The organism is Bacteroides sp. AF34-31BH (assembly GCF_003602795.1).
GTDB lineage: Bacteria > Bacteroidota > Bacteroidia > Bacteroidales > Bacteroidaceae > Bacteroides > Bacteroides uniformis.
This window is the reverse complement of the sequence record NZ_QTLV01000007.1, coordinates 1-22,948: the sequence shown is the minus strand read 5'-3', so window position 1 is coordinate 22,948 and position 22,948 is coordinate 1. Positions and strand designations below refer to the sequence as shown.

The 22,948-nt window shown below is 42.9% G+C and carries 33 protein-coding genes and 3 pseudogenes; 19 read left to right on the top strand and 17 right to left on the bottom strand.

The window, feature by feature from the left end; translation table 11 throughout:
- The first annotated feature begins 19 nt into the window (after positions 1–19).
- Complete coding sequence (locus DWZ67_RS20270) at positions 20–172, top strand: hypothetical protein (protein WP_005868795.1); 153 nt, start codon at positions 20–22, stop codon at positions 170–172.
- Here DWZ67_RS20270 and DWZ67_RS11835 read toward each other — a convergent pair.
- The 4 genes and pseudogenes from DWZ67_RS11835 to DWZ67_RS11820 all read right to left on the bottom strand — a co-directional run.
- Positions 167–658, bottom strand: a pseudogene (locus tag DWZ67_RS11835) (sensor histidine kinase); the annotation flags it as partial. The gene DWZ67_RS20270 and the pseudogene DWZ67_RS11835 overlap by 6 nt on opposite strands.
- Entirely contained in the window at positions 659–1,534 is an 876-nt protein-coding gene (locus DWZ67_RS11830) for a radical SAM mobile pair protein B (RefSeq protein ID WP_004329298.1), read from the bottom strand. It lies immediately after the preceding pseudogene.
- Complete coding sequence (locus DWZ67_RS11825) at positions 1,531–2,199, bottom strand: radical SAM mobile pair protein A (RefSeq protein ID WP_004329299.1); 669 nt, start codon at positions 2,197–2,199, stop codon at positions 1,531–1,533. Before DWZ67_RS11825 ends, DWZ67_RS11830 begins: the two co-directional genes overlap by 4 nt.
- Positions 2,196–2,972, bottom strand: coding sequence for an MBL fold metallo-hydrolase (locus tag DWZ67_RS11820; protein WP_004329300.1), 777 nt, complete (start codon positions 2,970–2,972; stop codon positions 2,196–2,198). Before DWZ67_RS11820 ends, DWZ67_RS11825 begins: the two co-directional genes overlap by 4 nt.
- A 130-nt stretch (positions 2,973–3,102) precedes the next feature.
- On the opposite strand from DWZ67_RS11820, the gene DWZ67_RS11815 reads away from it, so the two are divergent.
- A complete protein-coding gene (locus DWZ67_RS11815) occupies positions 3,103–4,002 on the top strand; it encodes a helix-turn-helix domain-containing protein (protein WP_004329302.1) in 900 nt (299 codons plus the stop codon).
- A gap of 47 nt (positions 4,003–4,049) precedes the next feature.
- Here DWZ67_RS11815 and DWZ67_RS20115 read toward each other — a convergent pair whose 3' ends face one another.
- Complete coding sequence (locus DWZ67_RS20115) at positions 4,050–4,199, bottom strand: hypothetical protein (RefSeq protein ID WP_004329303.1); 150 nt, start codon at positions 4,197–4,199, stop codon at positions 4,050–4,052.
- Between the two features lie 62 nt (positions 4,200–4,261).
- Between DWZ67_RS20115 and DWZ67_RS11810 the strand changes: the two genes are divergently transcribed.
- Positions 4,262–4,921: a helix-turn-helix domain-containing protein gene (locus tag DWZ67_RS11810; RefSeq protein WP_004329304.1), complete on the top strand. Its 660-nt coding sequence runs from the start codon at positions 4,262–4,264 to the stop codon at positions 4,919–4,921.
- A 21-nt stretch (positions 4,922–4,942) separates the two neighbouring features.
- On the opposite strand, the gene DWZ67_RS11805 is transcribed toward DWZ67_RS11810, so the two are convergent.
- From DWZ67_RS11805 to DWZ67_RS11790, 3 genes and pseudogenes are all read right to left on the bottom strand, one after another.
- Entirely contained in the window at positions 4,943–5,890 is a 948-nt protein-coding gene (locus DWZ67_RS11805) for a relaxase/mobilization nuclease domain-containing protein (protein ID WP_005868790.1), read from the bottom strand.
- Complete coding sequence (locus tag DWZ67_RS11800; protein ID WP_005868789.1) at positions 5,887–6,279, bottom strand: MobC family plasmid mobilization relaxosome protein; 393 nt, start codon at positions 6,277–6,279, stop codon at positions 5,887–5,889. The genes DWZ67_RS11805 and DWZ67_RS11800 overlap by 4 nt, the downstream gene beginning before the upstream one ends.
- 114 nt (positions 6,280–6,393) lie before the next feature.
- Positions 6,394–7,653: pseudogene (locus DWZ67_RS11790) on the bottom strand (IS1380 family transposase); the annotation flags it as partial.
- Here DWZ67_RS11790 and DWZ67_RS11785 point away from each other — a divergent pair.
- The 5 genes from DWZ67_RS11785 to DWZ67_RS11760 all read left to right on the top strand — a co-directional run bounded on the left by DWZ67_RS11785 (position 7,635) and on the right by DWZ67_RS11760 (position 12,062).
- A complete protein-coding gene (locus DWZ67_RS11785) occupies positions 7,635–7,808 on the top strand; it encodes a hypothetical protein (RefSeq protein ID WP_224201638.1) in 174 nt (57 codons plus the stop codon). The pseudogene DWZ67_RS11790 and the gene DWZ67_RS11785 overlap by 19 nt on opposite strands.
- 203 nt (positions 7,809–8,011) lie before the next feature.
- Positions 8,012–9,220: a hypothetical protein gene (locus DWZ67_RS11780; protein WP_005868786.1), complete on the top strand. Its 1,209-nt coding sequence runs from the start codon at positions 8,012–8,014 to the stop codon at positions 9,218–9,220.
- Between the two features lie 881 nt (positions 9,221–10,101).
- The gene (locus DWZ67_RS11775) at positions 10,102–10,728 is read left to right on the top strand and encodes a RadC family protein (RefSeq protein ID WP_005868785.1); all 627 of its coding nucleotides are present in this window, start codon (positions 10,102–10,104) and stop codon (positions 10,726–10,728) included.
- 176 nt (positions 10,729–10,904) lie between these two features.
- Positions 10,905–11,315 carry a hypothetical protein gene (locus DWZ67_RS11765; RefSeq protein WP_005868783.1) on the top strand — a complete coding sequence of 137 codons (411 nt, stop codon included), beginning with the start codon at positions 10,905–10,907 and terminating at the stop codon, positions 11,313–11,315.
- Positions 11,316–11,663: 348 nt separating this feature from the next.
- Positions 11,664–12,062, top strand: a complete 399-nt coding sequence (locus DWZ67_RS11760; protein WP_005868782.1) for a hypothetical protein — start codon at positions 11,664–11,666, stop codon at positions 12,060–12,062.
- 112 nt (positions 12,063–12,174) lie between these two features.
- Here the strand turns inward: DWZ67_RS11760 and DWZ67_RS11755 are convergent, their stop codons facing one another.
- The 3 genes and pseudogenes from DWZ67_RS11755 to DWZ67_RS11740 all read right to left on the bottom strand — a co-directional run bounded on the left by DWZ67_RS11755 (position 12,175) and on the right by DWZ67_RS11740 (position 14,011).
- The gene (locus DWZ67_RS11755) at positions 12,175–12,771 is read right to left on the bottom strand and encodes a recombinase family protein (RefSeq protein ID WP_005868781.1); all 597 of its coding nucleotides are present in this window, start codon (positions 12,769–12,771) and stop codon (positions 12,175–12,177) included.
- Between the two features lie 41 nt (positions 12,772–12,812).
- Positions 12,813–13,142 carry a hypothetical protein gene (locus tag DWZ67_RS11750; RefSeq protein ID WP_005868780.1) on the bottom strand — a complete coding sequence of 110 codons (330 nt, stop codon included), beginning with the start codon at positions 13,140–13,142 and terminating at the stop codon, positions 12,813–12,815.
- A gap of 16 nt (positions 13,143–13,158) precedes the next feature.
- Positions 13,159–14,011 (bottom strand): annotated as a pseudogene (locus DWZ67_RS11740) (virulence RhuM family protein).
- Positions 14,012–14,444: 433 nt separating this feature from the next.
- On the opposite strand from DWZ67_RS11740, the gene DWZ67_RS11730 reads away from it, so the two are divergent.
- The 5 genes from DWZ67_RS11730 to DWZ67_RS11710 all read left to right on the top strand — a co-directional run bounded on the left by DWZ67_RS11730 (position 14,445) and on the right by DWZ67_RS11710 (position 16,124).
- Complete coding sequence (locus tag DWZ67_RS11730) at positions 14,445–14,693, top strand: AbrB/MazE/SpoVT family DNA-binding domain-containing protein (RefSeq protein ID WP_005868778.1); 249 nt, start codon at positions 14,445–14,447, stop codon at positions 14,691–14,693.
- The gene (locus DWZ67_RS11725; protein WP_005868777.1) at positions 14,687–15,007 is read left to right on the top strand and encodes a type II toxin-antitoxin system PemK/MazF family toxin; all 321 of its coding nucleotides are present in this window, start codon (positions 14,687–14,689) and stop codon (positions 15,005–15,007) included. Before DWZ67_RS11730 ends, DWZ67_RS11725 begins: the two co-directional genes overlap by 7 nt.
- A 49-nt stretch (positions 15,008–15,056) precedes the next feature.
- Positions 15,057–15,455: a hypothetical protein gene (locus tag DWZ67_RS11720; RefSeq protein ID WP_005868776.1), complete on the top strand. Its 399-nt coding sequence runs from the start codon at positions 15,057–15,059 to the stop codon at positions 15,453–15,455.
- Positions 15,456–15,554: 99 nt separating this feature from the next.
- A complete protein-coding gene (locus DWZ67_RS11715; protein ID WP_005868774.1) occupies positions 15,555–15,839 on the top strand; it encodes an HU family DNA-binding protein in 285 nt (94 codons plus the stop codon).
- 12 nt (positions 15,840–15,851) lie between these two features.
- Entirely contained in the window at positions 15,852–16,124 is a 273-nt protein-coding gene (locus DWZ67_RS11710) for a hypothetical protein (protein WP_005868772.1), read from the top strand.
- A gap of 61 nt (positions 16,125–16,185) precedes the next feature.
- Here the strand turns inward: DWZ67_RS11710 and DWZ67_RS11705 are convergent, their stop codons facing one another.
- The 4 genes from DWZ67_RS11705 to DWZ67_RS20265 all read right to left on the bottom strand — a co-directional run bounded on the left by DWZ67_RS11705 (position 16,186) and on the right by DWZ67_RS20265 (position 17,602).
- Positions 16,186–16,563 carry a hypothetical protein gene (locus DWZ67_RS11705; RefSeq protein ID WP_005868770.1) on the bottom strand — a complete coding sequence of 126 codons (378 nt, stop codon included), beginning with the start codon at positions 16,561–16,563 and terminating at the stop codon, positions 16,186–16,188.
- Positions 16,564–16,577: 14 nt separating this feature from the next.
- A complete protein-coding gene (locus DWZ67_RS11700; RefSeq protein WP_005868769.1) occupies positions 16,578–16,904 on the bottom strand; it encodes a hypothetical protein in 327 nt (108 codons plus the stop codon).
- A gap of 45 nt (positions 16,905–16,949) precedes the next feature.
- Entirely contained in the window at positions 16,950–17,204 is a 255-nt protein-coding gene (locus DWZ67_RS11695; RefSeq protein ID WP_005868768.1) for a hypothetical protein, read from the bottom strand.
- A 197-nt stretch (positions 17,205–17,401) separates the two neighbouring features.
- Entirely contained in the window at positions 17,402–17,602 is a 201-nt protein-coding gene (locus tag DWZ67_RS20265) for a hypothetical protein (RefSeq protein WP_007564649.1), read from the bottom strand.
- Positions 17,603–18,012: 410 nt separating this feature from the next.
- On the opposite strand from DWZ67_RS20265, the gene DWZ67_RS11680 reads away from it, so the two are divergent.
- The 4 genes from DWZ67_RS11680 (at position 18,013) to DWZ67_RS11665 (ending at position 19,906) form a co-directional block, all read left to right on the top strand.
- Complete coding sequence (locus tag DWZ67_RS11680) at positions 18,013–18,492, top strand: LPD28 domain-containing protein (protein ID WP_005868767.1); 480 nt, start codon at positions 18,013–18,015, stop codon at positions 18,490–18,492.
- Positions 18,493–18,548: 56 nt separating this feature from the next.
- Positions 18,549–18,812: a hypothetical protein gene (locus tag DWZ67_RS11675; RefSeq protein ID WP_005868765.1), complete on the top strand. Its 264-nt coding sequence runs from the start codon at positions 18,549–18,551 to the stop codon at positions 18,810–18,812.
- A gap of 177 nt (positions 18,813–18,989) precedes the next feature.
- Positions 18,990–19,553 carry an N-6 DNA methylase gene (locus DWZ67_RS11670; protein ID WP_225990576.1) on the top strand — a complete coding sequence of 188 codons (564 nt, stop codon included), beginning with the start codon at positions 18,990–18,992 and terminating at the stop codon, positions 19,551–19,553.
- A 29-nt stretch (positions 19,554–19,582) separates the two neighbouring features.
- Positions 19,583–19,906, top strand: coding sequence for a hypothetical protein (locus DWZ67_RS11665; protein WP_005868762.1), 324 nt, complete (start codon positions 19,583–19,585; stop codon positions 19,904–19,906).
- A 565-nt stretch (positions 19,907–20,471) separates the two neighbouring features.
- Here DWZ67_RS11665 and DWZ67_RS20105 read toward each other — a convergent pair.
- Complete coding sequence (locus DWZ67_RS20105; RefSeq protein WP_008782408.1) at positions 20,472–20,672, bottom strand: hypothetical protein; 201 nt, start codon at positions 20,670–20,672, stop codon at positions 20,472–20,474.
- A gap of 396 nt (positions 20,673–21,068) precedes the next feature.
- Here DWZ67_RS20105 and DWZ67_RS11645 point away from each other — a divergent pair, with 396 nt between their 5' ends.
- Both DWZ67_RS11645 and DWZ67_RS11640 read left to right on the top strand, forming a co-directional pair.
- Positions 21,069–21,635, top strand: coding sequence for a phosphoribosyltransferase (locus tag DWZ67_RS11645; RefSeq protein WP_005868760.1), 567 nt, complete (start codon positions 21,069–21,071; stop codon positions 21,633–21,635).
- 1 nt (position 21,636) lies between these two features.
- The gene (locus tag DWZ67_RS11640; RefSeq protein ID WP_005868759.1) at positions 21,637–22,251 is read left to right on the top strand and encodes an SLOG family protein; all 615 of its coding nucleotides are present in this window, start codon (positions 21,637–21,639) and stop codon (positions 22,249–22,251) included.
- Between the two features lie 193 nt (positions 22,252–22,444).
- Here DWZ67_RS11640 and DWZ67_RS11635 read toward each other — a convergent pair.
- On the bottom strand, positions 22,445–22,948 hold a 504-nt coding region (locus tag DWZ67_RS11635; RefSeq protein ID WP_133302941.1), incomplete at its 5' end, for a transposase.

Below are 22,948 nucleotides of genomic sequence, written 5' to 3'. Positions count from 1 at the left end.
AATCTAAATAAAAACGGTTATGGCAACAATGGCGGAGAAAATGGCGGCTTCACTGGAGGAATTAAGAAAGCTCCAGGAGAAAGACCGCTGTGTCGTCCTGCAAGGGACGGCCGAGATAGGGAGGACGCATTTAACCCGGCTGTTGGATAACGGCTGGTTGCAGGAAGCCTAATCCGAAGCCGTCTTTTGCGGCGGCATTTGAAAGACGTTCAAATGCACCGAATACTCGTTGTTGCTCATCTTCGGTCATGCCCGTACCGGTATCTTCAACGATAAGTTTCAGCAAACCGTTATCATAATCCGCTGCCAATGATACACTACCGTTATCCGTGAACTTGATGGCGTTTGACAACAAGTTGTTGCCGATTTGCAGGATACGTTCCTTGTCGGTCAAAACCACCGCATCGGTGTGGCTCTCCACTATCAAAGTCAGCCCCTTGTTCATGGCAATGGGCATGAACTCCGTTTCAAGAATATGCGTGATTGCGGAAATCCTGCAAGGGGAAAGGTTGGGTTGCTCCTTGCCGTTGTCCAGACGGAAGAAATCCAGCAGCGTGTTGAGCATCTCCCGCATACGCTCGGAAGATTGCCGGATATTATCCACATACATGGTGCTTTTATCCGCGCTACAACTTTTCTGCATCAGTCCGGCATAGCCTCATTTTGTCAATCGTATTTTTTCGTGGTAGAAGTAGTTTACGATGACAGGTTTGCCTTTTTCCGAGCGTCCGTATGGCAGATCGTTTATACGATACGGGAAGCCCTGCTCCTTGGCGTAATTTGAAATGTCCTGCTCCAATGCCTGCCAGTATTCAAGCCTTTTTTTATTGTAAATTTCCTCGTAAAGCGGTATGAGGTCAGGATACTTCTCACGGATATACGTCATTATCCCGCCTTTGAACTGCCCGCGTAAATTCAGGTTTTCAAGCCAGATTAAATCAGCATAATCTTTTACCTCCTCTATTATTGCCTTTACGTCTGTTATTCTGGGGAATATGGGCGAGACGAAGCATACGGTGCGGATACCTGCCTCGTATGTCTGACGCATCGCTTTCAGACGGCGTTCAATGCTTACGGCGTTGTCCATATCTGCGCAGAACTGCTCGTCGAGCGTATTGACAGACCATGACACAGTCACTTTGGGAAAACTCTTCAACAGGTCGAGATCGCGAAGGACAAGATCGGACTTTGTGCATATCATAATCTCGGCATCGCTTCCTCGCAGCTCTTCGAGCAGCCTTCGGGTACGGTGGAATTCTTCTTCATACGGATTGTAACCGTCCGTCACAGACCCTATTACAACACGTTCACCGTCGTATTTATGAGGATTCGTTATCGGCTTCCAGTTTTTTACATCTAAAAACGTACCCCACGGCTCGGTGTGCCCGGTGAACCGTTTCATGAACGATGCGTAGCAATACCTGCAGGCGTGGGGACACCCTACATAAGGGTTGACCGAATATCCTCCCACCGGCAGAGAGGATTTGGTCATTACACTCTTTACATCTATTTCCTTTATTGTATCCATATTCATTGTATTCGTCTGGTAAATTGTTCCGGCAATTCCTGAATCATTCTTTCGTCGCCCATAATCGGCAGCAAATCCTCTTTCATGAACACCGGTATGCCATGAGCCTTTGCCTGTTCTGCAATGCTAAGCACCCATTCGGGGCGCGAATATGACTTTCCTTTTCGGTTTCCGGTCTCTGTGCCTATGACAATCCAGTCAATTCCCTCGAAATCAATCTCGCCGATATCATCGAAGAGAGGTTCAAACGTGACATGGTAGTGTCGTGCTTTGATATTCTTTTTCAAATCATCAATCCTCCTTTTCTCGGAACTGCGCGTGACGGTCACGCCCATCCATACGTTCTCGTCGTCAGAGGAGAAACTGATTTTGTCAGGGCGCTTCGTCAGAAAGATATAGGCGTGCTGGGGATTGCTGCTGATCCGCTCGAAAATTTCTGCGTTCCATTCAGGCTTCCAATCGGAGAAATCGCTCATTCCTGTCATGAGCCACACATGAGGACGGGACGTATCGATGATGCGCAGTTTTCGTTCCATGTATTCAGGCACGGAAAAGTCGTCGGTAATGTGGAAACGGCGGCAGTTGTTACGGGCATAGCAGTAAGGGCATCCTATAGTGCACCCTACCACTATGTTCATGTTTTTTATCAGGGATTTAATGCAGACACTCATAACACAACTGTTTCTCCGTCCTCCGGGATAATCAGCCGGCTCATGTCGGCTTCGTGATGCGTTGCCTCATTGCGCAGAATTGCACGGGTGGTCTGGCAATGGTCGATGGCATCCATGTGTACGGCTATCAGCTTGATATGCGAAGGCAATTCGTCAAGTATCTGCATCACTTCGTTCTCGTCGGGGATGATAGGACCGTCCGTTTTGGAAAATTCGGGAAAGATTGCACCTCCGGAGTTTACCACGATATAGTCAGGATTGAACCGTTCCACGGTGTCTCGGATACATGCTTCCCATCGGCAGTCACCCATTATATAAACGGTCGGGAAGCCCTCGGCTTTTAGCACATAACCTGATACAGGTCCCATCATCTGCCCGATCTGCCCGAAACCATGATGTCCGGTCGTGCGGTAAATGGATATGCCGTCTATTGTTTTTATTTCTTCGATGGGTATCACATTTGTAAATCCGTCGTTTCTGATGGCGTCCGCGTCCTGGGGCTGAACGTAGAAAGGAATTTCTTTGGGCAAATGTGTGGGGACACTCGGCTCGTAATGGTCGATGTGATTGTGGGTCAGGAGCACCATGTCCACGCCTCCGATAATATCCTGAATAGGAATGGTGAGGTGTACCCTCGGTGTTTTATTCACACCGAGGGCCGATATCAAAGTGCCTTTGTCGGCTAAAACGGGGTCAATTAGCATGGTGTGTCCCGCATACCTGATTTTCAAGGTGGCATTGCGCACCAATTGTACTGTGGATGTCTTTTTCATGACTATATGTCTTGTTATTGATTACGGGTGCAAAGTTCGGAAGAATCCGGCGAAACATCTATGCCTGAAAAAACGGTAATTATGCCATTTTGATAAATGAAATTATTATCTTTGCAAAAACGACAAGGATATGGACGAGATAATCAACCCTGATCGACTGGTCAGCGTACCGTTCAACAAGACACGCTGCGGCGTGGATTTTTACATCAATACTGCCATAAACAAGGACATCGGACTTGTGCTGACAGAAAACAAGCGGTTTAAGACAGACTTCTTCAGCTTCTACTTTTTCCGTAAGGCAAACGGATATTTGCTACTGAACTTCCGCAAGATTGAACTGCGCGACGGCATGGTTCTCCTGCTTTCACCCCATCAGCAACAAGAGTGGCATGTAGATGAGACGGCGTTGGATTACACGTTCCTTATATTCCGCGAAGATTTCATGCGTACTTTTATCGCCGACAAGTTCTTCGTTTTTCGCCTTTTGTATTGTTACCAGACAGATACGCCGCCTTACATCAATGCCACACATGACGAAATGAAGGAATATATGCGGCTGCTCGGAAAGATTAAGTATGAGCTGATGAATCCAGTGTCCGATACGTACAATATCATTGTTTCCTTACTATATTATCTTTTGCTGATTATCAATCGTACATACGCTGCCGCCTATTGCTTGCCCGCTGAAATTGCTAAAAACAATTTCGCTTTTCGGTTCAAGGACTTGTTGGAACAGAATATCCGCACCCACCAGCGGGTGCAGGAATATGCAGACATGCTTCATGTCAGTCGCATCACACTCAATAACTCAGTAAAAGCCCAATTCGGAGTATCAGCTACCCATTTGATAAAACAACGTCTGCTTGAGGAACTGAAGAACGAATTGCTATTCTCCAACCGCACTGTCAGTGAAATGGCGGATGATTTCAATTTCTCTGATCCGAGCCATCTCATGCGCTTCTTCAAACAGCAAACAGGCAAAACATTTACTCAGTACATGACGGATTACAATAAAGGCATATACGAATAACTTCTTAATATAGTCGATAGCGGCTATCGAAATATGGTTGTTGATGTTCAGGCGTTTTTGTACTGCATGAACCATTTTACGATTTCTGGATCTTCGTGCGAGCCGAGTAAGAAAGGCTTGTCGGTATCCAGCGTCTTTATCCGTGCCATGTCGTCGGCCGACAGGGTGAAGTCTAATATGTCGAGATTCTGCTTCATGCGTTCCGGTTTCACAGACTTAGGAATAATTATGCACACTGATATTTATCGCGCCCGGACAGGTGTTCGGTGCGGAAGATGACGGCATGCAGTTCCAACCAGATGGCTACCTGCTTATGTTCCATCCCGACCTGCTGCGGAATACACCTCTCGGGCGGATAATGCGTGAATATTCGTTCTTTTCCTACGAGACAAACGAGGCATTGCACCTTAGTGTGGAAGAACGGCAAATCATCATGGATTGCTTCCACAAGATTCAATATGAATTGAACCATCCGATACACCGTCACAGCAAGAACCTCATCACAGACAGCATCAAGACGTTCCTTGATTACTGCACACGTTTCTATGACCGTCAGTTCATCACACGCGACAACCAAAACCGAGACATCCTCGCAAGATTTGAGCGGTTGCTTGACGAATACTTCCATGATGGGGCTGCTAAACGGATAGGCTTGCCCACTGTACAGTATTGTGCAGACAAGCTCTGCCTCTCGCCCAACTATTTCAGTGATTTATTGAAAAAAGAAACAGGTTCAACCGCCCTGCATTTCATTCATGACAAGTCTATTGAAATAGCCAAGACGGAACTTGCATCTACAGACGACACCGTTAATGAAATCGCCTATAATCTCGGTTTTCAGTACCCGCAACATTTTACCCGACTGTTCAAGAAAGAGGTAGGTTACACTCCGAATGAATATAGAGCGCAAGTGTCGTGAGAATTGGATTAGTACAGAATATTAGAACCCAACACCTCTCTTGCGCTTAACTTTCTTCCTTCTGCGAAGTATATCCACCATTTCCTGATTGGCTTCCGCATCAGCAGTGTTATAAGATGAGCCACTGCTTTTTAGCAATCCCCAAGAGCCGTTGAACAACTCGCTTTGTGCCGTGCCGGACGGTGCGCTTGGTGTAGCCGTTTCATATATTCCGGCTGTTATTCCCATACGTTCCCTGCATCTGTTGTGCTGCAAAGCCGCGTCAATCTTGGAATAACTGAAACGCCTGTCCACTTTGGAGCCGTTGAAATGGTAGCCATTCATGGAGAATACAACACCCTGCACCTCGCTGGTCTGCCCCTTATGCTTGAAATGTACTTCCACTCCCTGCCGTTTCAGGTTGGCGATAAGCACGTTCCAGTTGCCGCATCTGCCGACTTCCATTTTGATGATGTCGTAAAGCGCATATTTCGTCCTGTCTGGCTCTTTCAGGCGGTTGCGTTTGACATTGTCCTTTCCGCCAGCCATATGCAAGCCGTATTTCAAGGTCAATTCCTTGCAGATGCGGGTACTGCGCAGACGCTCGTGCCTGTCCGATATGGTATTGCCGTTGTTGTCTATGCGGTTGAAAGCAATATGCACGTGCGGATGCTCCTTGTCGAAATGCTGGGCGATGAAGAACTGCGTATTCTTGATTCCCATCCGTTCCATATATTCAAGCGCGATGCCTGCCATGATACGGTTCGTCAGCCGTAACTCATCCTCTTTGGAAAAACTCAACGCGATATGTCCGACAGGTTTTGTCACCTTATCGTTCATCCGTGACTGGGCATTGAAACTCATGGCGATAGTTTCCAGATTTTCCATAAACAAGCCTTCGCTTGCTACTATCTGCGTATCCTTCTTCTTGTCGATGATGTAATCCACCGCACCCTTGAAGTCGCTTCCTTTTACGATTTTCGCCATCATATCCCTATCTTGGTTATAAGTTCATGAATCCTTGCCACTGCCACCTTGCAGTCCCACCGTTCATCGTGGAAGCCTCCGGCGTTTGCCTTACGCGCAAGCTGGTTGAGATTGTTAGCCATGCCGCAGAGTTGGCGGATGTATCCGGCATGTTCCTCCGACAGCCGTTCTTTCACATGACCGTTACGGAAACATTCCCTCATGTACTCGCTTGGTGATACGCCCGCCTCATGCGATCGTGTCAGCAGGCGGAAGTAGTCGGCTGCCGTCATTTTCACTGCGATACGGTATTTCAGTTTCTCGGTTGCTGTTAATTCTTTGTATTTTCTTACCTGCCTCAAATCCGCAACTAAGCCCTTCAACGTCCTTCTTGCGTGTACACGTCCTCTCATTACTGAATTATCAGATAAATTGAGGCAGAAACACCCACTTCTGCCTACAACATCCCCTTACCCCACAATGCGACTTGAGACAATACGCAGTATCATACCCATAAGTTGTAGGCGTTATCCAAAATCAGTCTGAAAAATATCTGCGTAAGCATTGTTACAGGTATAGATATTCAGCACATACCGCCTTGATGTCCTGATCCACTTGGCTGGTACAGAGATAAACCTGAAGACAAACGCTTTTATGCGACTTGTTGCATTGAGTCCGAACCTCTTTACGTCAAGTCTTTGGATAATGGCCTTGTAGAAGTTACGGATAAGTGCTGTAAGAAGAAGGAACACAGTGTTCTCGGCCATGAAGGATTTGGGCAATCTGTCCCACCCGAAACCATTGTTCATATCATCAAAGATACGTTCCTTTCCTCCACGAAGGTTATAGAACTCGACAATTTCTCTTACGGAAGATTCATAGTCGTTAGTCAGGATACAACGGTATGTGTATTCTCCTTCCCAAAGATCCTGCACACCATCCATCCGTTTCTGTCTTTGAATCACAAGTCGGTATGCTTTACCCTTCCACTTCTCAACAAGGATAGAGTTCAATTCAAACTCAATGCCATTGATTTCCTCAGTCTTCCAGCCTCTGAGAGCAAATATGTCATTGTAGAGCGAACTGCAGCGGTTAGTGCGGATATAGAAGGACTTGCAGTGTTTCTCTATTTCCTCCACGATTTCCTCGGAACATGATCCGCAATCAGCTCTGAAACGATTGATAGTGAGCCTGTTCTGTTCAAATCTCTCAAAGAACCTCTTCAGCGTGTCCTTCTGATGAAAACGAAGGTTTTCGTTAAGCCAGATGAGCAGAGCTAAGTTTACTTAAGCTCTGCCATGGCGAGAAAACGTGCCATGAAATGGAACTTTTGTGTTACCATCGCTATTCTCAATGCCAACAATCAAGTCACCAATAACCGCCACGCCAGGGCGATAACCAGAGAACTTCTTGTATGTAGGCTTTGCATCATACTTCTCACCCTCTTTCAGTTGGTCAGATGCAAACATACAATTGAGCAGTAAAGTATTGAGAGTGTCAGCCGTGTTGAAATCGTAGTTCTTACCCGTATCTGATGTGTATGAGATGTTTTCTTGCGTCAGTTCCTTTATCGCTCTGAGGATAGTATCAGAACTACAAGTATGAAGTGTCGGATGAAGCGAGAGATGGTTCATCAAATGAGTAGTGACATCCTCAATACATGAGCCACCACAGAAGTAGATACTCATGAGAGAACGGATGATTTCGCTGTACTGATAACCTAACGATCTACACCTTAGACCGAGGGTTGAGTCGATTACAGATGACAATGTGGAGTCAAATTGCTCATCAGGTAGGGCGGAAGGATTTCGAGGAATTTGGACGACGCATAGGGTTGGGCAATAAATTGATAAAGCGTGAGCTTGATGAGTTTGTCAAAGAGAAACCATTGGTGCAAGTATTGATAGACCGTTCCTTTTTATCGGAAGAACTGAAAAAGTAATATAGGATGTCTATGGGGTACAGGTGTAAGATGCTTTCTTTCTGATGAAGGGCGGATAAAGCATTCTTCAGGAAAGTACTTCTCCTTTTCCCATACCGGTCATACCGTTAAAACTGATTGATAATTATGACGCGTATGTTGGCCGGTATGCCTATCTTTGTGGCAATGAAAACAGAGAAAGGATTGATTTTGTAAGTATTATCATGGCAAAAGAACTGATTCGTGTCCCTAGGGTGCTTGGGGAAAGCTATAATTCCGTGCTGATTGAACGGTTGTATGAGGCAGGTGGAAATGTCATGCTCGATCTGATCATATACCTGGGCAGCTATCACCTCAAAGACTTGTTCGGGACTTCCTGGTTCTCCGTAGAAGACTTCTGCCGTAAGATGGGGTATGACCGTACCAACTTGCAGCGCAAGCTGGATAGCCGGCAGCTCGCGGCCATGTTCGGAAAGAATATGCAGCCGGAATATGTATGTACCGACACGGCAGGACAGAGAATCAGCCATCCTATCGAGACGGTTTTTGAGGCGGCTCTCTATAAACTGGGATTGGAGAACCTCTGCTATCCGACCATTGGCGAGGATGGCCGTACATCCTATAATTTCGTGCAGATCTTGAAACGTTTCGACATAATGACCGATTTCAAGACGAAGAAGTCAACGAAAAGGCTGTACTCGGCAGTGGTAAGCCCGGAGATAAAGAATTTCATGTTCTCGCTCTATAACCTCTTGGAACTTCAGGATTACCGTAGCCTGCCCAGCCGTTACCGCTATTTCTATCTGGAACTTTCCAAGATGGTTTACCTGATCAAGTATAAGACCACCAAGAATGAGGCTCCTTTTTATGTGCTGACAGTCGATCAGCTGGCTAAAAAGCTCGGCATAGAGATTGCCGAACCCAAAGACCGGAAAAAGAAGGTCGCCTCGATACTGAAAAAGATGAATACTTACCTGAAATATACCAATTTCAATTTCTCTTTTGTGAAAGGCGATCATGAGAGATGGGCATATACCGTGTTGTTCTCGTTTCCTAGGCATACGCTGCACTATTTTGATGAAGGACAATATGCTGTCGTGGTGAAGAAATTCTATAAGAACCTGCTTGGGCTGTATGTCGAGATTGCCTACCCGGACACGGATATGGCTGTCAGGAGGAAGAAGATCAAAGAGGTGGAGGAAGATGCCGGACTGTATAAAGAGTTCCTTTTATGGGCAAACTCCCCGGAAAGCGTAGAAAAGAAGAAACAGATATATATCAGTGATTTCGTGGCTGTATTCGGCAGGTTTCCGGAAGGATGGGCACAGGAAGAGTTGGAGAGTGCCAATGGAACGGAAGTTGCTCCTGCTCCTGAAGAGTTCATATCTCCGGAGACGGACGGGGCGGTGAACATGGACGATCCAGCTGTGTAGAACCGTCCACGTTTCACGGTTTTTTATAGAATTAGTTGTGTAGAAGTGTCCCTATTGGGGTGATTAGATGTGTGGAGTCATCCGCTTTGCCTGTTTTAGTTGTGTAGAAGTGTCCCGTTTGTTGCTTCTAGTTGTGTAGAACCGTCCACTCCTTTTGCTTTAGTTGTGTAAAAGCGTCCGGTTTCACTTGTCAGCTGTGTAAAACCGTCCACCCGTTAATGAAGGGAATAGGTAATCCCTGTTTTTTTTATATGTCGGTATATCAGTGAAATAAAAGAGAGAAATTTTTAAATAAAAGGTATCGGCTGTGTAAAACCATCCACCAAAATACATAATAAAGACCTAAACTCCTAACCCCTTTAAATATCCCCAAAGCGATAACATAGAAATGACTGGGAAAATAAATTTTCCCTTCACATGCCCTATACGTACTTTCGGAAAAAGATTTTTCGGAAGTATGTGTTGATTTTCACGCTTTTTTATATGATTGGAAGGCGGTTCTGTTCATCTTCTGTATCCGAATTAGTTTTTCAGGGCGTTCCCTTCTGACCGGGCTATTCGTTGCAAGTCCTCGTTACCCTCCAGGCTTTTCCCTGCTATCCCTAACGCTCTACGCTCCGGCTATGCCGGAAGAGAGGTATGATGATTTTTTCCTGAACTGATAGGAACATTGCGAAGGTAGGCGTGGCCGGAACGCCCGATATTGAAAAGCCAAATCTCCATCCTCCCATTCCGGGAGGTAGTATTTACCAGTTCAATCCCGTTCTGATCCGTCTTTCCCGCTTTCTCTTCAATGCACTGTTCCCAATCAGTTGAGGAAAAATTTATGGTTGGGGCGACAAGCGATGTTTGCGAGTATTAATCTTTTAATTTTTGGCAGTATGAAAACGAAGAGAACCGTATTTGAAGTGAATGACGTTTATCGGGTGATGGAAAACAGCGAGTTGATTTATACCTTGACGAACAGTGAGAAACTGAAACGTGAAGAATATAAGTATGAACAGATGGAAATAGAAGGATTGTGCTTGTCTGATGTACTGGAAACACTAACACCCAGCCGTAAAAAAGTCGCTTATGCGGCGATTGAGCTATATAAACGGCTGAAAGAAGGGCAAGTTGAAAGTCCTGCGCTTTTATCCAGCAATAATGTTTATAAAATGATGCATCCTGTTTTGTGCGATATAGCTACTGAAGAGATGTGGGTGCTGTTGCTGAACAGTTCGTCCAAACTCATCCGTAAAGTCCGTATCTCATGCGGCGGGATAAATACCGCCCCTGTGGATATACGGGTTATCATGAAGCAGGCATTGTATTATAACGCCGTATCTTTTATCATGGTACATAACCACCCATCAGGAGCACGCAAGCCCAGCAGTGCGGATGACCGCTTGACGGAAGCAGTTAAAAAAGCCGCTGAAACATTAGACATCCGTTTGGTTGACCATGTGATTGTGGCAGGCAATAACTATTATAGCTATGCGGACGAGGGAAGATTGCAAAATAGGTAAGGTGGACGGGAGAAATCCCGTCTGCCCGGGATTTCGGCTTCGGGGTTCTTTTTTGGCAGTCACCCCAAAAAAGAACCAAAAAAATGCTTCCCGGACTATCGGATGCGACATCGTAAAATACGCAAAGACGTGGCTTTTCAGAATAAATACATATCTTCGCGCCAAAGGTGATCGGAATGAATGTATTTTCTACTTTTGATACAGGCGTTATGGTGGCTCTCTTACTGGGCATTGAGTTTCTTAGAAGTGATATCCGAACGATTCTCTATTGTAAAAGGAATGATCCCAGGATTCTTAAGAGTTGCTTATATACGCTGCTTATATTATTGACCAGCCTTTATTCTATTGTGGCCGGAGCCATGCTTCATCCGGAACCCGTACCTGTTTATGAGTTGATACCCGGTTTTCAATATGGGGTTTATGGCTTTTCTTTTTCGTTTATATTGCTCGCTGTTGCATGTCTTTATCGTAAAACATTACCTTTTGTCCTTTTGGGCTACGCTATGATATATGTGATCGGTGTATTGATACCACTACTTAGGTATGTAGTGTCTATGATGGATTATTTCACTCGCACAAGGGTATAGCAGGTTAATTTCTTGATTGTATCGGATTGCCCTTTCTGTGGGCTGCCTCCCCCGGCTTCTTTCCTCCGATCCGAGTCCGGCTTTTTGCTCGGCAAAGGTTTCGGGATTCCGCAAATGGCAAGTTACGGCCATGCGCCTTTACTGTATGGAAAATAACGATGAAGAAGTGTCTTCCCGACATTTTCCATAAGTGAAACTTGGCTTATTGCTTGCAATCCAGACCTTGATATGCCGAAAAAAGGCTCAGAACTCAGATGGGGAATGACATCAAAAAAAAGGTCGGCTGACCAAAGACCTTCCCGATACAAAAAATGAAAAGGTCTTGAATCTAGCTGAAGAATAAATCAGATGTTCAACTTAAATAATGCTAATATGGAAAATTTGATTACACAAATCAACAAAGAGAGATTGGTTAATAGCGACACAGCTCTTATGATGAAGGAATTATACTATTACGTGCCTTGTGAGTATTGGTATGACAAACAGGATAGGCTACGCACCGATATTGAGGGAAGGAATACCCCGATGTATATGTGCGAGTGCCCGACACTGGCAGCATGTATCCAATGGATGATACAGACTCGTGAATATACGTTTCAAACAGAACAAAACGTGGCGGTCTGGCATGTGGTTGTGAGGGCTGGAGATTATGTGTTGTATGACTCCGAAAGTAATGCGGACGCTTTTTGTTGTTTGGAAGAAGCATTGGAAAAAGCGGTACAGGAGTGCATGGAGTTATTGTATTAAAATTAAAAAAAATCAGTCCCCGTGAAGGGGACTTTCCTATAATCTTGCTGAGAGGTGGAATTGCAGACGATCTTTGAGAATCATCTTTGAAGGATGGGCAGAGGTTTATTCGTTATTTGTTATTTTTGTTCTCGGATTTCAGCGCAATTCCATTCCTTCTTAATAGGCGATATACTGTTCCGCTACTGCCTATGTTTAATATTTTCTGTATCTCCCTTACCGGCGTTCCGGATTCATAGAGTTGGATGCAGCTTTTCTGCTTGGCGATGTTGTTTTTGTTGATAAGTGTCTTTCTGCCGAATTTGACACCTTTTTCCTTGGCGATTCTTCTGCCTTCTTGGGTTCTCTCATAGATAAGGTCTCTTTCAAACTGAGCGAAAGCACCGAGAATGTTGTTCATCAGTTGGCCGATTGCGCCTTCCGTACTGATGTTGTCTTGCAGTGAGGTGAATTGGATGCCCCTATTCTTGAAATCTTCCAATAGCGTAAGGATATTCTTCAGCGAACGGCCAAGCCGGTCCAGCTTATATACGACAAGTGTGTCGCCTTCCCGGAGAAAGCTCAGGCAGGCATCCAGTTCCGGGCGGTTTTGTTGACGTCCGGTCATTTTCTCAGAGAAGATTTTCTCGCATCCGGCAGCCTTCAACGCTTCCAGTTGCATATCCAGATGTTGTTCCTTGGTGGAAACACGGGCATATCCTATTTTCATCCTGTTTTCGTATTTAAATGTGTAATGAAGGTTTTAATTCTTCACTTTTTCAAATATGAAGACATTAATTCTTCATATTCCTCACGGCTGTATTGGTTGAACCCCTTTTGCTTCATTGCCAAAAGAAGCCTTTCCAGTTCTCCGATAGTCACTACCTGTTTGCCGATAACGGTAAATTGTTCCCATTCTCCCTTTTCGTTGAGCAGGTATTCCCGGTGTGCAAAACAGTAAAGAGAACCATCGATGTCATTCCGTTTCTGCCATTGACGCAGGTGCTTCAAACTGGTGAAATCACGGGTGACAGTACGTGGAATGGGAACCAATACGTCAATTTCCATCTTGAATTTTATATTCTCTTCCGCTTCTCGCATGGGTGATTAGCTTATTTCATAATACATCAATTATCGTATGGGCAGGAAGTTCCAGTTTGGAGAAAGCAAACATTTTCTTGCCCAAATCCTTTAGCGATGCCCCAATATGATATACTTCCGTATTATCAATGATTAAGAAGCGGTCATGACTACTTTTGTAGGTTCTAGCTTCAATGGGAGGATATTGGTCATTGTGTTTGTTTAAATCAAGTTGGAGCTGTGCGTTTATTTTGTGTATAAATAGTAGCTGATACTCCACTGTTTCGTTTGCTCAACATGAGTAACACGGATTCATCTACATAGTTGTCGATAAGCACAAGTGAGCATTTGGCAGACTTTATTAAATCTGTAGCAAACTTATACGCATCGAATATCTGACCGTCAAAGAATATACCTTCCACCGGAGGCAATGAGGTGCGTACAAAGAAGTCTATCTTTGCATCATGTTCAGCAATGGTTTTCTCTATTTGGAAGAATCTATTGTTCATTCTATATTCCATGTCATTGAGCCGTTGGTTTATAGAATAACCTTTCAATAAATATTCTTTTAAAATTTTATTTGCCCATTGCCTGAATTGCGTACCTCTTACGCTTTTAACTCTGTATCCAACTGAAATTATTACGTCTAGACTAAAGAACTTGACAGGCTTATCGGAATTAGCAATGTGCAAAAAATGCACATTGCTTTTCTCTTCCAATTCCTTTTCCTTAAAAACATTATTTATATGTTTGGTAATAACGGTTCTGTCACGTTGAAAAAGTTCTGCTATCTGCGCTTGTGTGAGCCAAACGGTTTCATCTTCTAAACGTACTTCCAACCTTACAGCTTCATCCGGTTGGTATAGTATGATTTCTCCTTGCTTCTCCATTATATGTTTCGCTTTTATTATATTGTTGCAAATGTACGAAAAAGAAACGTTATAAAGTCTGTTTTTTCCGTAAGTATTACCTTAAAAATTTGTTCCCTTTTTATTTTAATAAAACAGAAACATTCTGCTGTTTTAAAAATCAGTTATCTGTTTGCTATTCATAGTTAGGGTATCAAATAACTAAAATTCAAATGGAAACGCAAATCTATATTTTATGCAGATTTGTTTGTTAGAAGCGGAGAAAAGGACACAAGACATGATAAGAATCATAGGTCGGGGAGCGCCGCACGGCAAGGGGGGCACTAGCCTCCCGACGAGTGCAGCCGTTGGCCGGGTTATCGGTGAAAATGGAAAAAAGTTGGCTTTTCTTTTGGTATTGTTATAACTTTGTCTATATTTGTGTTGTGATAATCAATTTTAAAGTTATAACATTATGGTAACAAACATTATTCAGATTGGAAACAGCAAGGGGATAATACTTCCTTCCGAGATATTGAAACAGTTGCGTTTGTCCTTGAAATCGGCTGTGAGCATTTCTTTGGACGGGAACAATATTGTGATAAAGGCACAACCACGGCAGGGATGGGCGGAAGCTGCCAAACGTGCCCATGAGAATGGGGATGATGAGTTGCTTATCCCTGATGTGTTTGAGGATGAAAAGTTTGAGGATTGGACATGGTAGAACAGTATGGAGTGTATTGGGTAGAGTTAGACCCTACCCGTGGGGGTGAAATGGCAAAGACACGGCCATGTGTTGTTGTAACTCCTTCAGATTTGAATATGTACCTTACAATAGTAGTCATTGCTCCGATAACCTCCACCATAAGGAACTATCCTTACCGGGTTCTGTGTTCTGTAGCCGGGCGTGATGGGGAGATAGCCACGGATCAGATTCGCACGGTGGACAAAAGCCGGCTGAAAAGAAAGATTGGAGATTTGAATTTCAGTGAGATAAAAAGACTGAAGGAAGTGTTTCATCAAATGTTCTGTGAATAATGGAAAGTGTGCAAATAACAGGTTATGTAGCGTATTCAAAAAAGATATTATGAAGCCAACTACTTATATTAATTGGGACGGTCTGAAAGACATTCCATTCTTCTACTGCGATACAAAGGAAGATGAAGAAAACAAGGATTTCGACATCTATTACCAGGGCAAGCTGGTGTTGCATGACTACAACCATTGCGGACACTACCTTTACACTGCTGCGCTGCTGTTCAGTAAAATCAGAAACATTACAGCCGACTGGGTGAACCTGCATAACCTTTGGATTCTGCGTGATTGCGTGCGCGAGAATTACAATCACGGCATAGGAGTGGACGACCTTATTTTCGGAGAGAATTTCGATGGCAAGAACCTCGATACACTCACACCGCTTACCAAGAAACGCTTTGATTATTTGTGTAAGCGGATTAAGGAACTTGACCCATACGCAACAATTTAACACTTCATTGGGCGAAGGCAGGGCTTGCTGCGGATGCCAGACTTTAAATAATCCATTGGATTAATTATCTTTGCACGCTAATTTTCAAATTATAAAGAAATGACTAAATCGGAAATCGTAAAGGAAATATCTGCCAGAACCGGCATCGACGGCAAAGCGGTGCTTGCTGTTTTGGAAGGATTCATGAACGAGGTAAAGACTTCGTTGGGTAAGGAGGAAAATGTCTATCTTCGTGGATTCGGTAGTTTCATAGTGAAGAAGAGAGCGCAAAAGACAGCTCGGAATATCTCTAAGAATACTACTATGATTATTCCGGCTCATAACATACCGGCATTTAAACCGTCTGACGAATTTTTGAAAATGGTAAAACAACAGAACGCATAATAGGTAAACACAATGAAAGATCAGTTACGATTATTGAGAGACTGTATCAATAATGATCGTCCGGCAGTTGTCTTTCAGGGAGACGATTTTTGCGCTCCTGAGATTTTGGAAGCAGCAAAAGAAATTTATCGTAAACATGGTTGTTCCGAAGAATTTCTTTTTGACTGGCAGCTGCTTATCAATGAGGTGAAGGCTTACCAGTTAGAAAGTCCGGCAACTGTCAAATTGCCGAAACTCTCCCCGACAGAAACGGAACTGGTGCGGGAAGAGATGACTAAACGCTAAAAAATATTCTCGTTTAATACGCACCTTTTATTCTTCAGGCAGCGTATTGAACGGGATGGGATTAAAATGTTGGCGAACCTGCTTTTTTCGAAAGTTCCTGCCAATAGTTGAAGTCACTCGGTGAAAGATGCTCTTGCATCCAGTCACGCATACCAATATCGTTTCTTTCGTTCACATATCTCGTAAACGGAATCATTGTCTTACATGCTTCAAATCCAAGCATTCTCATATGGCGTGAAATGTTGGGAGGAAGACCTTCCAACCACTCTTTATAATACATTATCAATCTGTTTTCTTGGATTGGAACCGCTTGTTGGTGGTAAATATAGCTGGCGTTTCCGATTCTAATATCTCTGGCCTTATTTTCCCGTTCTTCTTCAGGTAGCCGACTTAAATATTCAGCTTGTGCTATTCTGCATTTGGAGTTTGGATGTTCCATGGTATTTTATATAATTAAGACTCTTCAATGATACGGTTCATCAAATCACATATTTTTTGGCAGCTATGACGGTCTGCGCAAGCAGGATAGGGGCATTTCTCAAAGGATGCCTGATTATCCGTAACTATGAAACCTCCGGAACGACGTACATAACTTACCGGATGAAAATAAATATCTTCCTTTTTCGGCCTATAAGTACATAGTCTTATAAGGCTGTTCAGCTCTTTGCAAATTTGCTCACATTTTTCTTTGGGATAATGTGGCAAATCACTGAATGCTTCGTAGGGGACAAAGGCAAATGCTTTGTCATCCCACATGACAGGTGTGTAATTCTGTACCATTTGTTATTTGGAATAAGGATGGCTGGCAGATTCCGTATTTCTGTATCAGTTAGGTAATCCGTCACTATTTAAGTGCGCCTGGGCAAACTCCCGGAGGTTCGTTTCGGCAATGCACTTTTCATAAATCTCATCCAATACTTCTTGCATATTTTCTACTTTATTGAATTTTAAGGGGCTGCCGTTTGTTGCGGCTTGCCTTTCCAGTTGTTCGATGATACTGGGAAATATCCCACGCAATAAACCGACGGTAGCTACGGCTGTAGCTGGTTCTACCTCTATTGTAATCTTTTTCTTTTCCATATCGTTGTATTATGTTATCAAAAGTAATAATTATTAGGATATTGGTAAGCATTTCTTCTGAAAAACTTTTTAAAGATATTGTTTTAAGATGACATACTGTGTTTTTGCGTTCACGCAGTATTCTTTCCCACCCTCCCCTTCATCGGAATGACTGTTCTCATTTCCGGTTTACCCGTAGTCATCCGCTATGCGGCTGATTATGGGCAAACCAGAAAAGAGAAGTTCCAAACGTGGGCGGGATTGCAATGGTCATCATCCGGAGCTTCGGCATTGCCGAAACAACCTCCTTCTTCCGTATTGCAGCCCCGTCCTTTTACCGTTTGTCCCGGCAGTCCGTTGCTAACCCGTTCCCCCCTGCCACTTGTGGCAGGGAGATAGGAATACGGTTTTGCAGGCAAAACCGTATGGCTTGTTTTACTTTCCGTACTGCCCTTTTCCTAGTTTTCTGCCTCCCTTAATGTGCGTTTTTCATAGCCCCATCTGAGACCCTTTGTTTTTGAACGGCAAATTTATTTCGGTGGATGGATACGAAAGAGTTCCGGTCTTCGCCCTTTGTCCCGAAAAAAATAACGCCGGACGGCTTCGCTGTCCCCAACATTTTTTGTCGTCCAAAACTTTTCTTAATCCCTCCTTCCTTATTGTTGTGTGCCGTAAAAAAAAGGCTCATAAACTCAGATGGGGCATGAAAGCTCAAAAAAAAAGTCGGCAGAAAGAAAAGGCCATCCCGGAAAGGGGTTTTAAAAAAAGGTCTTTAAATCTAGCTGAAGCATAAAATTAGAAGTTTAACAATCCCAAAAAACAACGAGTTATGTCACGAGTACACTATTTAGAAGGAGATTATGAACAGTTAGTTATTAATGAAACGATAGACGGTCTTTTTTCCAGTTATCGTATAGACCGCAATTCATTGCCAAAAGGATTTTTCCTTTATGAGATTAGATGGGATGACAGCTTATCTTCATTGGCAGAGATTAGCCCCTCTGTGGTGGTGAATCATGCAGGTTCATTCATTACAAAGTCACCCCTTGAATTTGATGCAAACAATAGCATACGGATAACCTATACCAATTTTATCGAGTTCTGCCAGTTTGGTGAGTGGGCTTATGAGAAACTGGCTGTATTGGATTGTAATTCCGGTAATGTTGCGGTGATAAGCCCAGACAGGAGATTGCAGACCACTGAAGAGATTGAGATTTTTTTGAGTGGGCATTGTGGCTATCATCTGAGTGAGATTAATTGGATGGTGATGAAAGGCGATGTGCTGTTTTTGAACGAGAACGATTTTTAATGAGTATAACCGTAACTGCCTCTTGGAATGGGGCAATTACATAAAATATTATAAGTATGAAGTGGATAGATAAGATGGTAGAACGCATTACCCGAAAAGAAACTGCTTTAAATGACCACTTTTGTGTAAATCGGCATACGGTTGTATGTCAGAGTGGTATGACTGATTATGTTTCTGTAACGATTGATAATACCGATGGTTTTGATTTCGATTTTTGGACAAAACAACTTTGTTTTGAGAAGGACTGTAAATATCGCTCGGAGATAAAAGCGGCTTTTGATAAAATCTATGGCACAAGGAATATAGAATGTTGTGAATAATGAAGTCAGAAAAGTATGATACCAAAGGAGATAATGAAACTTTATGAAAAGCTTGCTTTCAGTCGGGGATATGAAGAAGCCTTTCGGGATTTTTTGGATGTTTGTCTTTACTATTTGTCTGTCGGGATGTTGGCGGAGGATTATCGTAGAGTGGAAAAAAGATATAAGCCATATGAAATGGAACTTTTTGTTCAAATGTTTTATAGGGTGTCTGAATATTCGGAAGGATTTTGCGATGTCTTGGGAGATATGTTCATGGAGTGTGTCAGTCATGGGAATAACGGACAGTTCTTTACCCCGATACACGTTGCTGATTTGATGGCATGTATGGGGGGAAATAGGCTGAAACCTAAACAGTCGGTCTGTGATTCGTGCTGTGGTTCCGGCAGGATGCTACTTTCCGCTGTAAAAAAATGTGCGGAAGAGAATGATGGAGGAAGGCTTTTTTGTTATGGCTCGGATATAGATTTGATTTGTGTAAAGATGACCGTTGTCAATCTGATGATGAATAGCGTACCCGGTGAAGTCGCATGGATGAATACATTGACAATGCAGCATTGGAGAAGTTATCATATAGATTTACAGCTGATAGCCGGAGTATGGTTGCCTATTTTAAAGATAACGGAAGCAGGTGACACTTCTTTTATTAGGAAACTTGAAAATGCAATGGAGGATAATTCTGAATTGAAGAGGTCGATTCAGAGCAACGCAAGGGCTACGCAGCTGACTTTTGATTTTTGACAAGATAAATATGTAAAAAGGATTTTGGTATGAAAGCAATAAGAACAAAAGAGGTGAATGAGAACGTCAAAGCGGCGAACAGTTGTTTGCGTAAAGCGAAATGGCAGGCTAAGGAATTGGCTGTTTTTACAGGTGAAGTAGTGCGTCTGATGGATAAGGAAGGGCATTCTCTACAAGGGTTCTTTAATCGGGTGGAGTTTGTTCTGGTGGACGGCACTATTAAATTCCGTGTAGTTATAAATCCTATTCTTGAATGTGAGAACTGTATAATGGCTTCTTGCCATGAAGACTATCTTTATGAGGTGGTCTCGGTGGAAAAGTTTACCTATAAAAATTATAGGTATCATTTGTAATGATATTGTATTTTAATGATTATAAACTGATTTATATTATAACAATGATGGGCAAAATTAATAATATTCCCGTTTTGAATGAAGATGTTATTCGTTTGGTTGTACTCAATGAGGAAATTATTGGGTATATCTATCCACGAAGGACTTCTTATGTGGTGGCATTGGAGATAAAGCCGGGACGTACTACCTCTTTGGCTACATCTGTCAATAAACAATGCATGGTTTTGTTGAGTGATAAGGTTCGTTTGGCCACGGAACAGGATTTCGATGATTTTCATATATGCTTTGATGGTTTCAGAAATAACACTATGTATTGTTATAATCAGGGAACGGAACCTATATACCTTCAATGAAGCACATTCTCCCTTCTTTTGGATTAGGGAAGGGAGGGTATTTTGCTGTCCGCTACTTTTTGGCAAGCACCCCAAAAAAGTAGCAAAAAACGCTTGGAGTTACTGGTAATCCCATTAATTTGCGTTCACGCAGTATTCTTTCCCACCCTCCCCTTCATCGGAATGACTGTTCTCATTCCCGGTTTACCCGTAATCATCCGCTATGCGGCTGATTATGGGTAAACCGGAAAAGAGAAGTTCCAAACGTGGGCGGGATTGCAATGGTCATCATCCGGAGCTTCGGCATTGCCGAAACAACCTCCTTCTTCCGTATTGCAGTCCCTTCCTTTTACCGTTTGTCCCGGCAGTCCGTTGCTAACCCGTTCCCCCCTGTCACTTGTGGCAGGGAGATAGGAGTATGGTTTTGCTTGCAAAACCGTATGGCTTGTTTTACTTTCCGTACTGCCCTTTTCCTTGTTTTCTGCCTCCCCTAATGTGCTTTTTTCATGCTCCATCTGAGATCCTTTGTTTTTGAACGGCAAATTATTTCGGTGGATGGATACGAAAGAGTTCCGGTCTTCGCCCTTTGTCCCGAAAAAAATAACGCCGGACGGCTTCGCTGTCCCCAACATTTTTTGTTGTCCAAAACTTTTCTTAATCCCTCCTTCCTTATTGATGCGTGCCGTAAAAAAAAGGCTCATAAACTCAGATGGGGCATGAAAGCTCAAAAAAAAAGTCGGCAGAAAGAAAAGGCCATCCCGGAAAGGGGTTTAAAAAAAGGTCTTTAAATCTAGCTGAAGCATAAGTTTAATTTTAATAGATAAAAGACTATGGCACATCAGAGTAAATATCCTAGTTTAGACAGACAATGGCATAAGATGATGTTTTCTTTCTTTGAGTATCTTCCTATGCAATATCGGCAGGCAACGGAAAGAGAATGGCAAATTCGTAAGATGATATGGAGTTTTAAGGATGGAAAAGCTTATTTGAATATAGCTTGGATGATAGCGAATAAGTTACATCAAGTTTTTGGTGATGATGTTAAGAATATTGTTTTTGCTTGTGTTCCGGCTTCTTCCGCTGATAAGAATGAACTTCGTTATAAGGGGTTTGCTTCGGCTGTGTGTAAGTTTTCAGGTGCTATCAATGCGTATGAACATATACGTGTCAGTGGAGATCGTTTGGCTATTCACGAGAAATTTGACAGCAAGTCGCTTCAAAAAGTACAAGTGATAGAATTTGACAAGGACTTTTTTCGGGGTAAGAAAATCTTGGTATTTGACGATATTTTAACAAAAGGGTTTTCGTATGCTCGTTTCGCATGTCAGTTGGAAAAAATAGGAGGTGAGGTTTTGGGAGGTTTCTTTTTAGGTAAAACAGTTGTCCGTATGTTATAAGATGAAAGAAAAAGAGAGTTATATAGAGAAGCAGAAGGATATCTTTGGAGATACTACTTGGTTCACTTATCGTTATGAGGTGAATGGAATGGTGTATGAAACTTCGGCAGGTTCGTTGGATATATGTAGAAAGGCACGTGATAAATGGATGAAAATGATGTCCGTTGCTTTTACCGGTCATAGAACGATACGAACAAATAAATATGCTTTGTCCGTATCGTTGAATGAAGAGGTACGTTTCTGCTATGAGAATGGAATCCGTTTTTTCTATATTGGTTGTGCGGTTGGATTTGACATGATGGCTGCTCATACCGTACTTGAACAAAGGAAACAATATCCCGATATGGTTTTGGTGGCGGTTGTTCCTTATGTCGGGCAAGATGTGTATTTCAACAAAGAGGACAAACAGAGGTATGCTGATATTTTGCGCCAAGCCGACAAGGTGGTAGTTCTATCCGAATATTATTATGCCCAATGCTATGCCCACCGTAATGATTACATGATTTCACACGCCTGTAGGCTGATTGCCTATTGGGATGGAAAATCTGCCGGAGGAACTTCTTATACGTTTAACAAGGCACAAAAAAAGAAATTGGTGATATACAATCTGTTTTGATTCAGATTGTATATCGTTGTTTTCCAGCGGTATGATCAAACGTGGCGATGTCATACTGTCTGGTTGCTGTAAGTGCTAATACTTCCGATGCAAAAGAGAAAGACACAATAAATATGAAAAGCAATGATAGATGAATTTTACTTAATTGTTTTACCTTTGTAAAACATTAGTGTCCCATTAAAATTGGGACGAATTAAAAATTAAATAAACTTGGCCCATTTGGTCCGAATCGTTCTTTGTCATTTTGAAATTTAGTTTTATCAAAGAGGTCTCTCAGATGAGTCTTATCAGTCAATGAGATGCTCAGTATTTGTAACACTTCATATGTACTTCTGTTCAGTTGCATATCGTGTTGAATGATTGCCACCAAACAGTAAGCGCATATAGCAGCATATATCTGTATTCGAACAGCATTCTCTGTAGTTCCCCAAAATCTTTTGATTTTAAGGTGCTGCTTGAGCCATTTGAAAAACAGCTCTACCTGCCAGCGATTTTTATAAAGTTCAGCAACTTGAAGCGCAGATATATGCATCGCATTGGTTATGAATGTAAATTCTCGTTCTTGTTCTTCATCCCAATATTTAACCAATCTAAGTGGCTCTGGATAATATTGTTTAGGATAGAATCCTGTCAGAAATACACTTGCGTCTGAAAGCACATTCTTAGGCAGCCTACGTTTCCATTGGATGGATTTGTA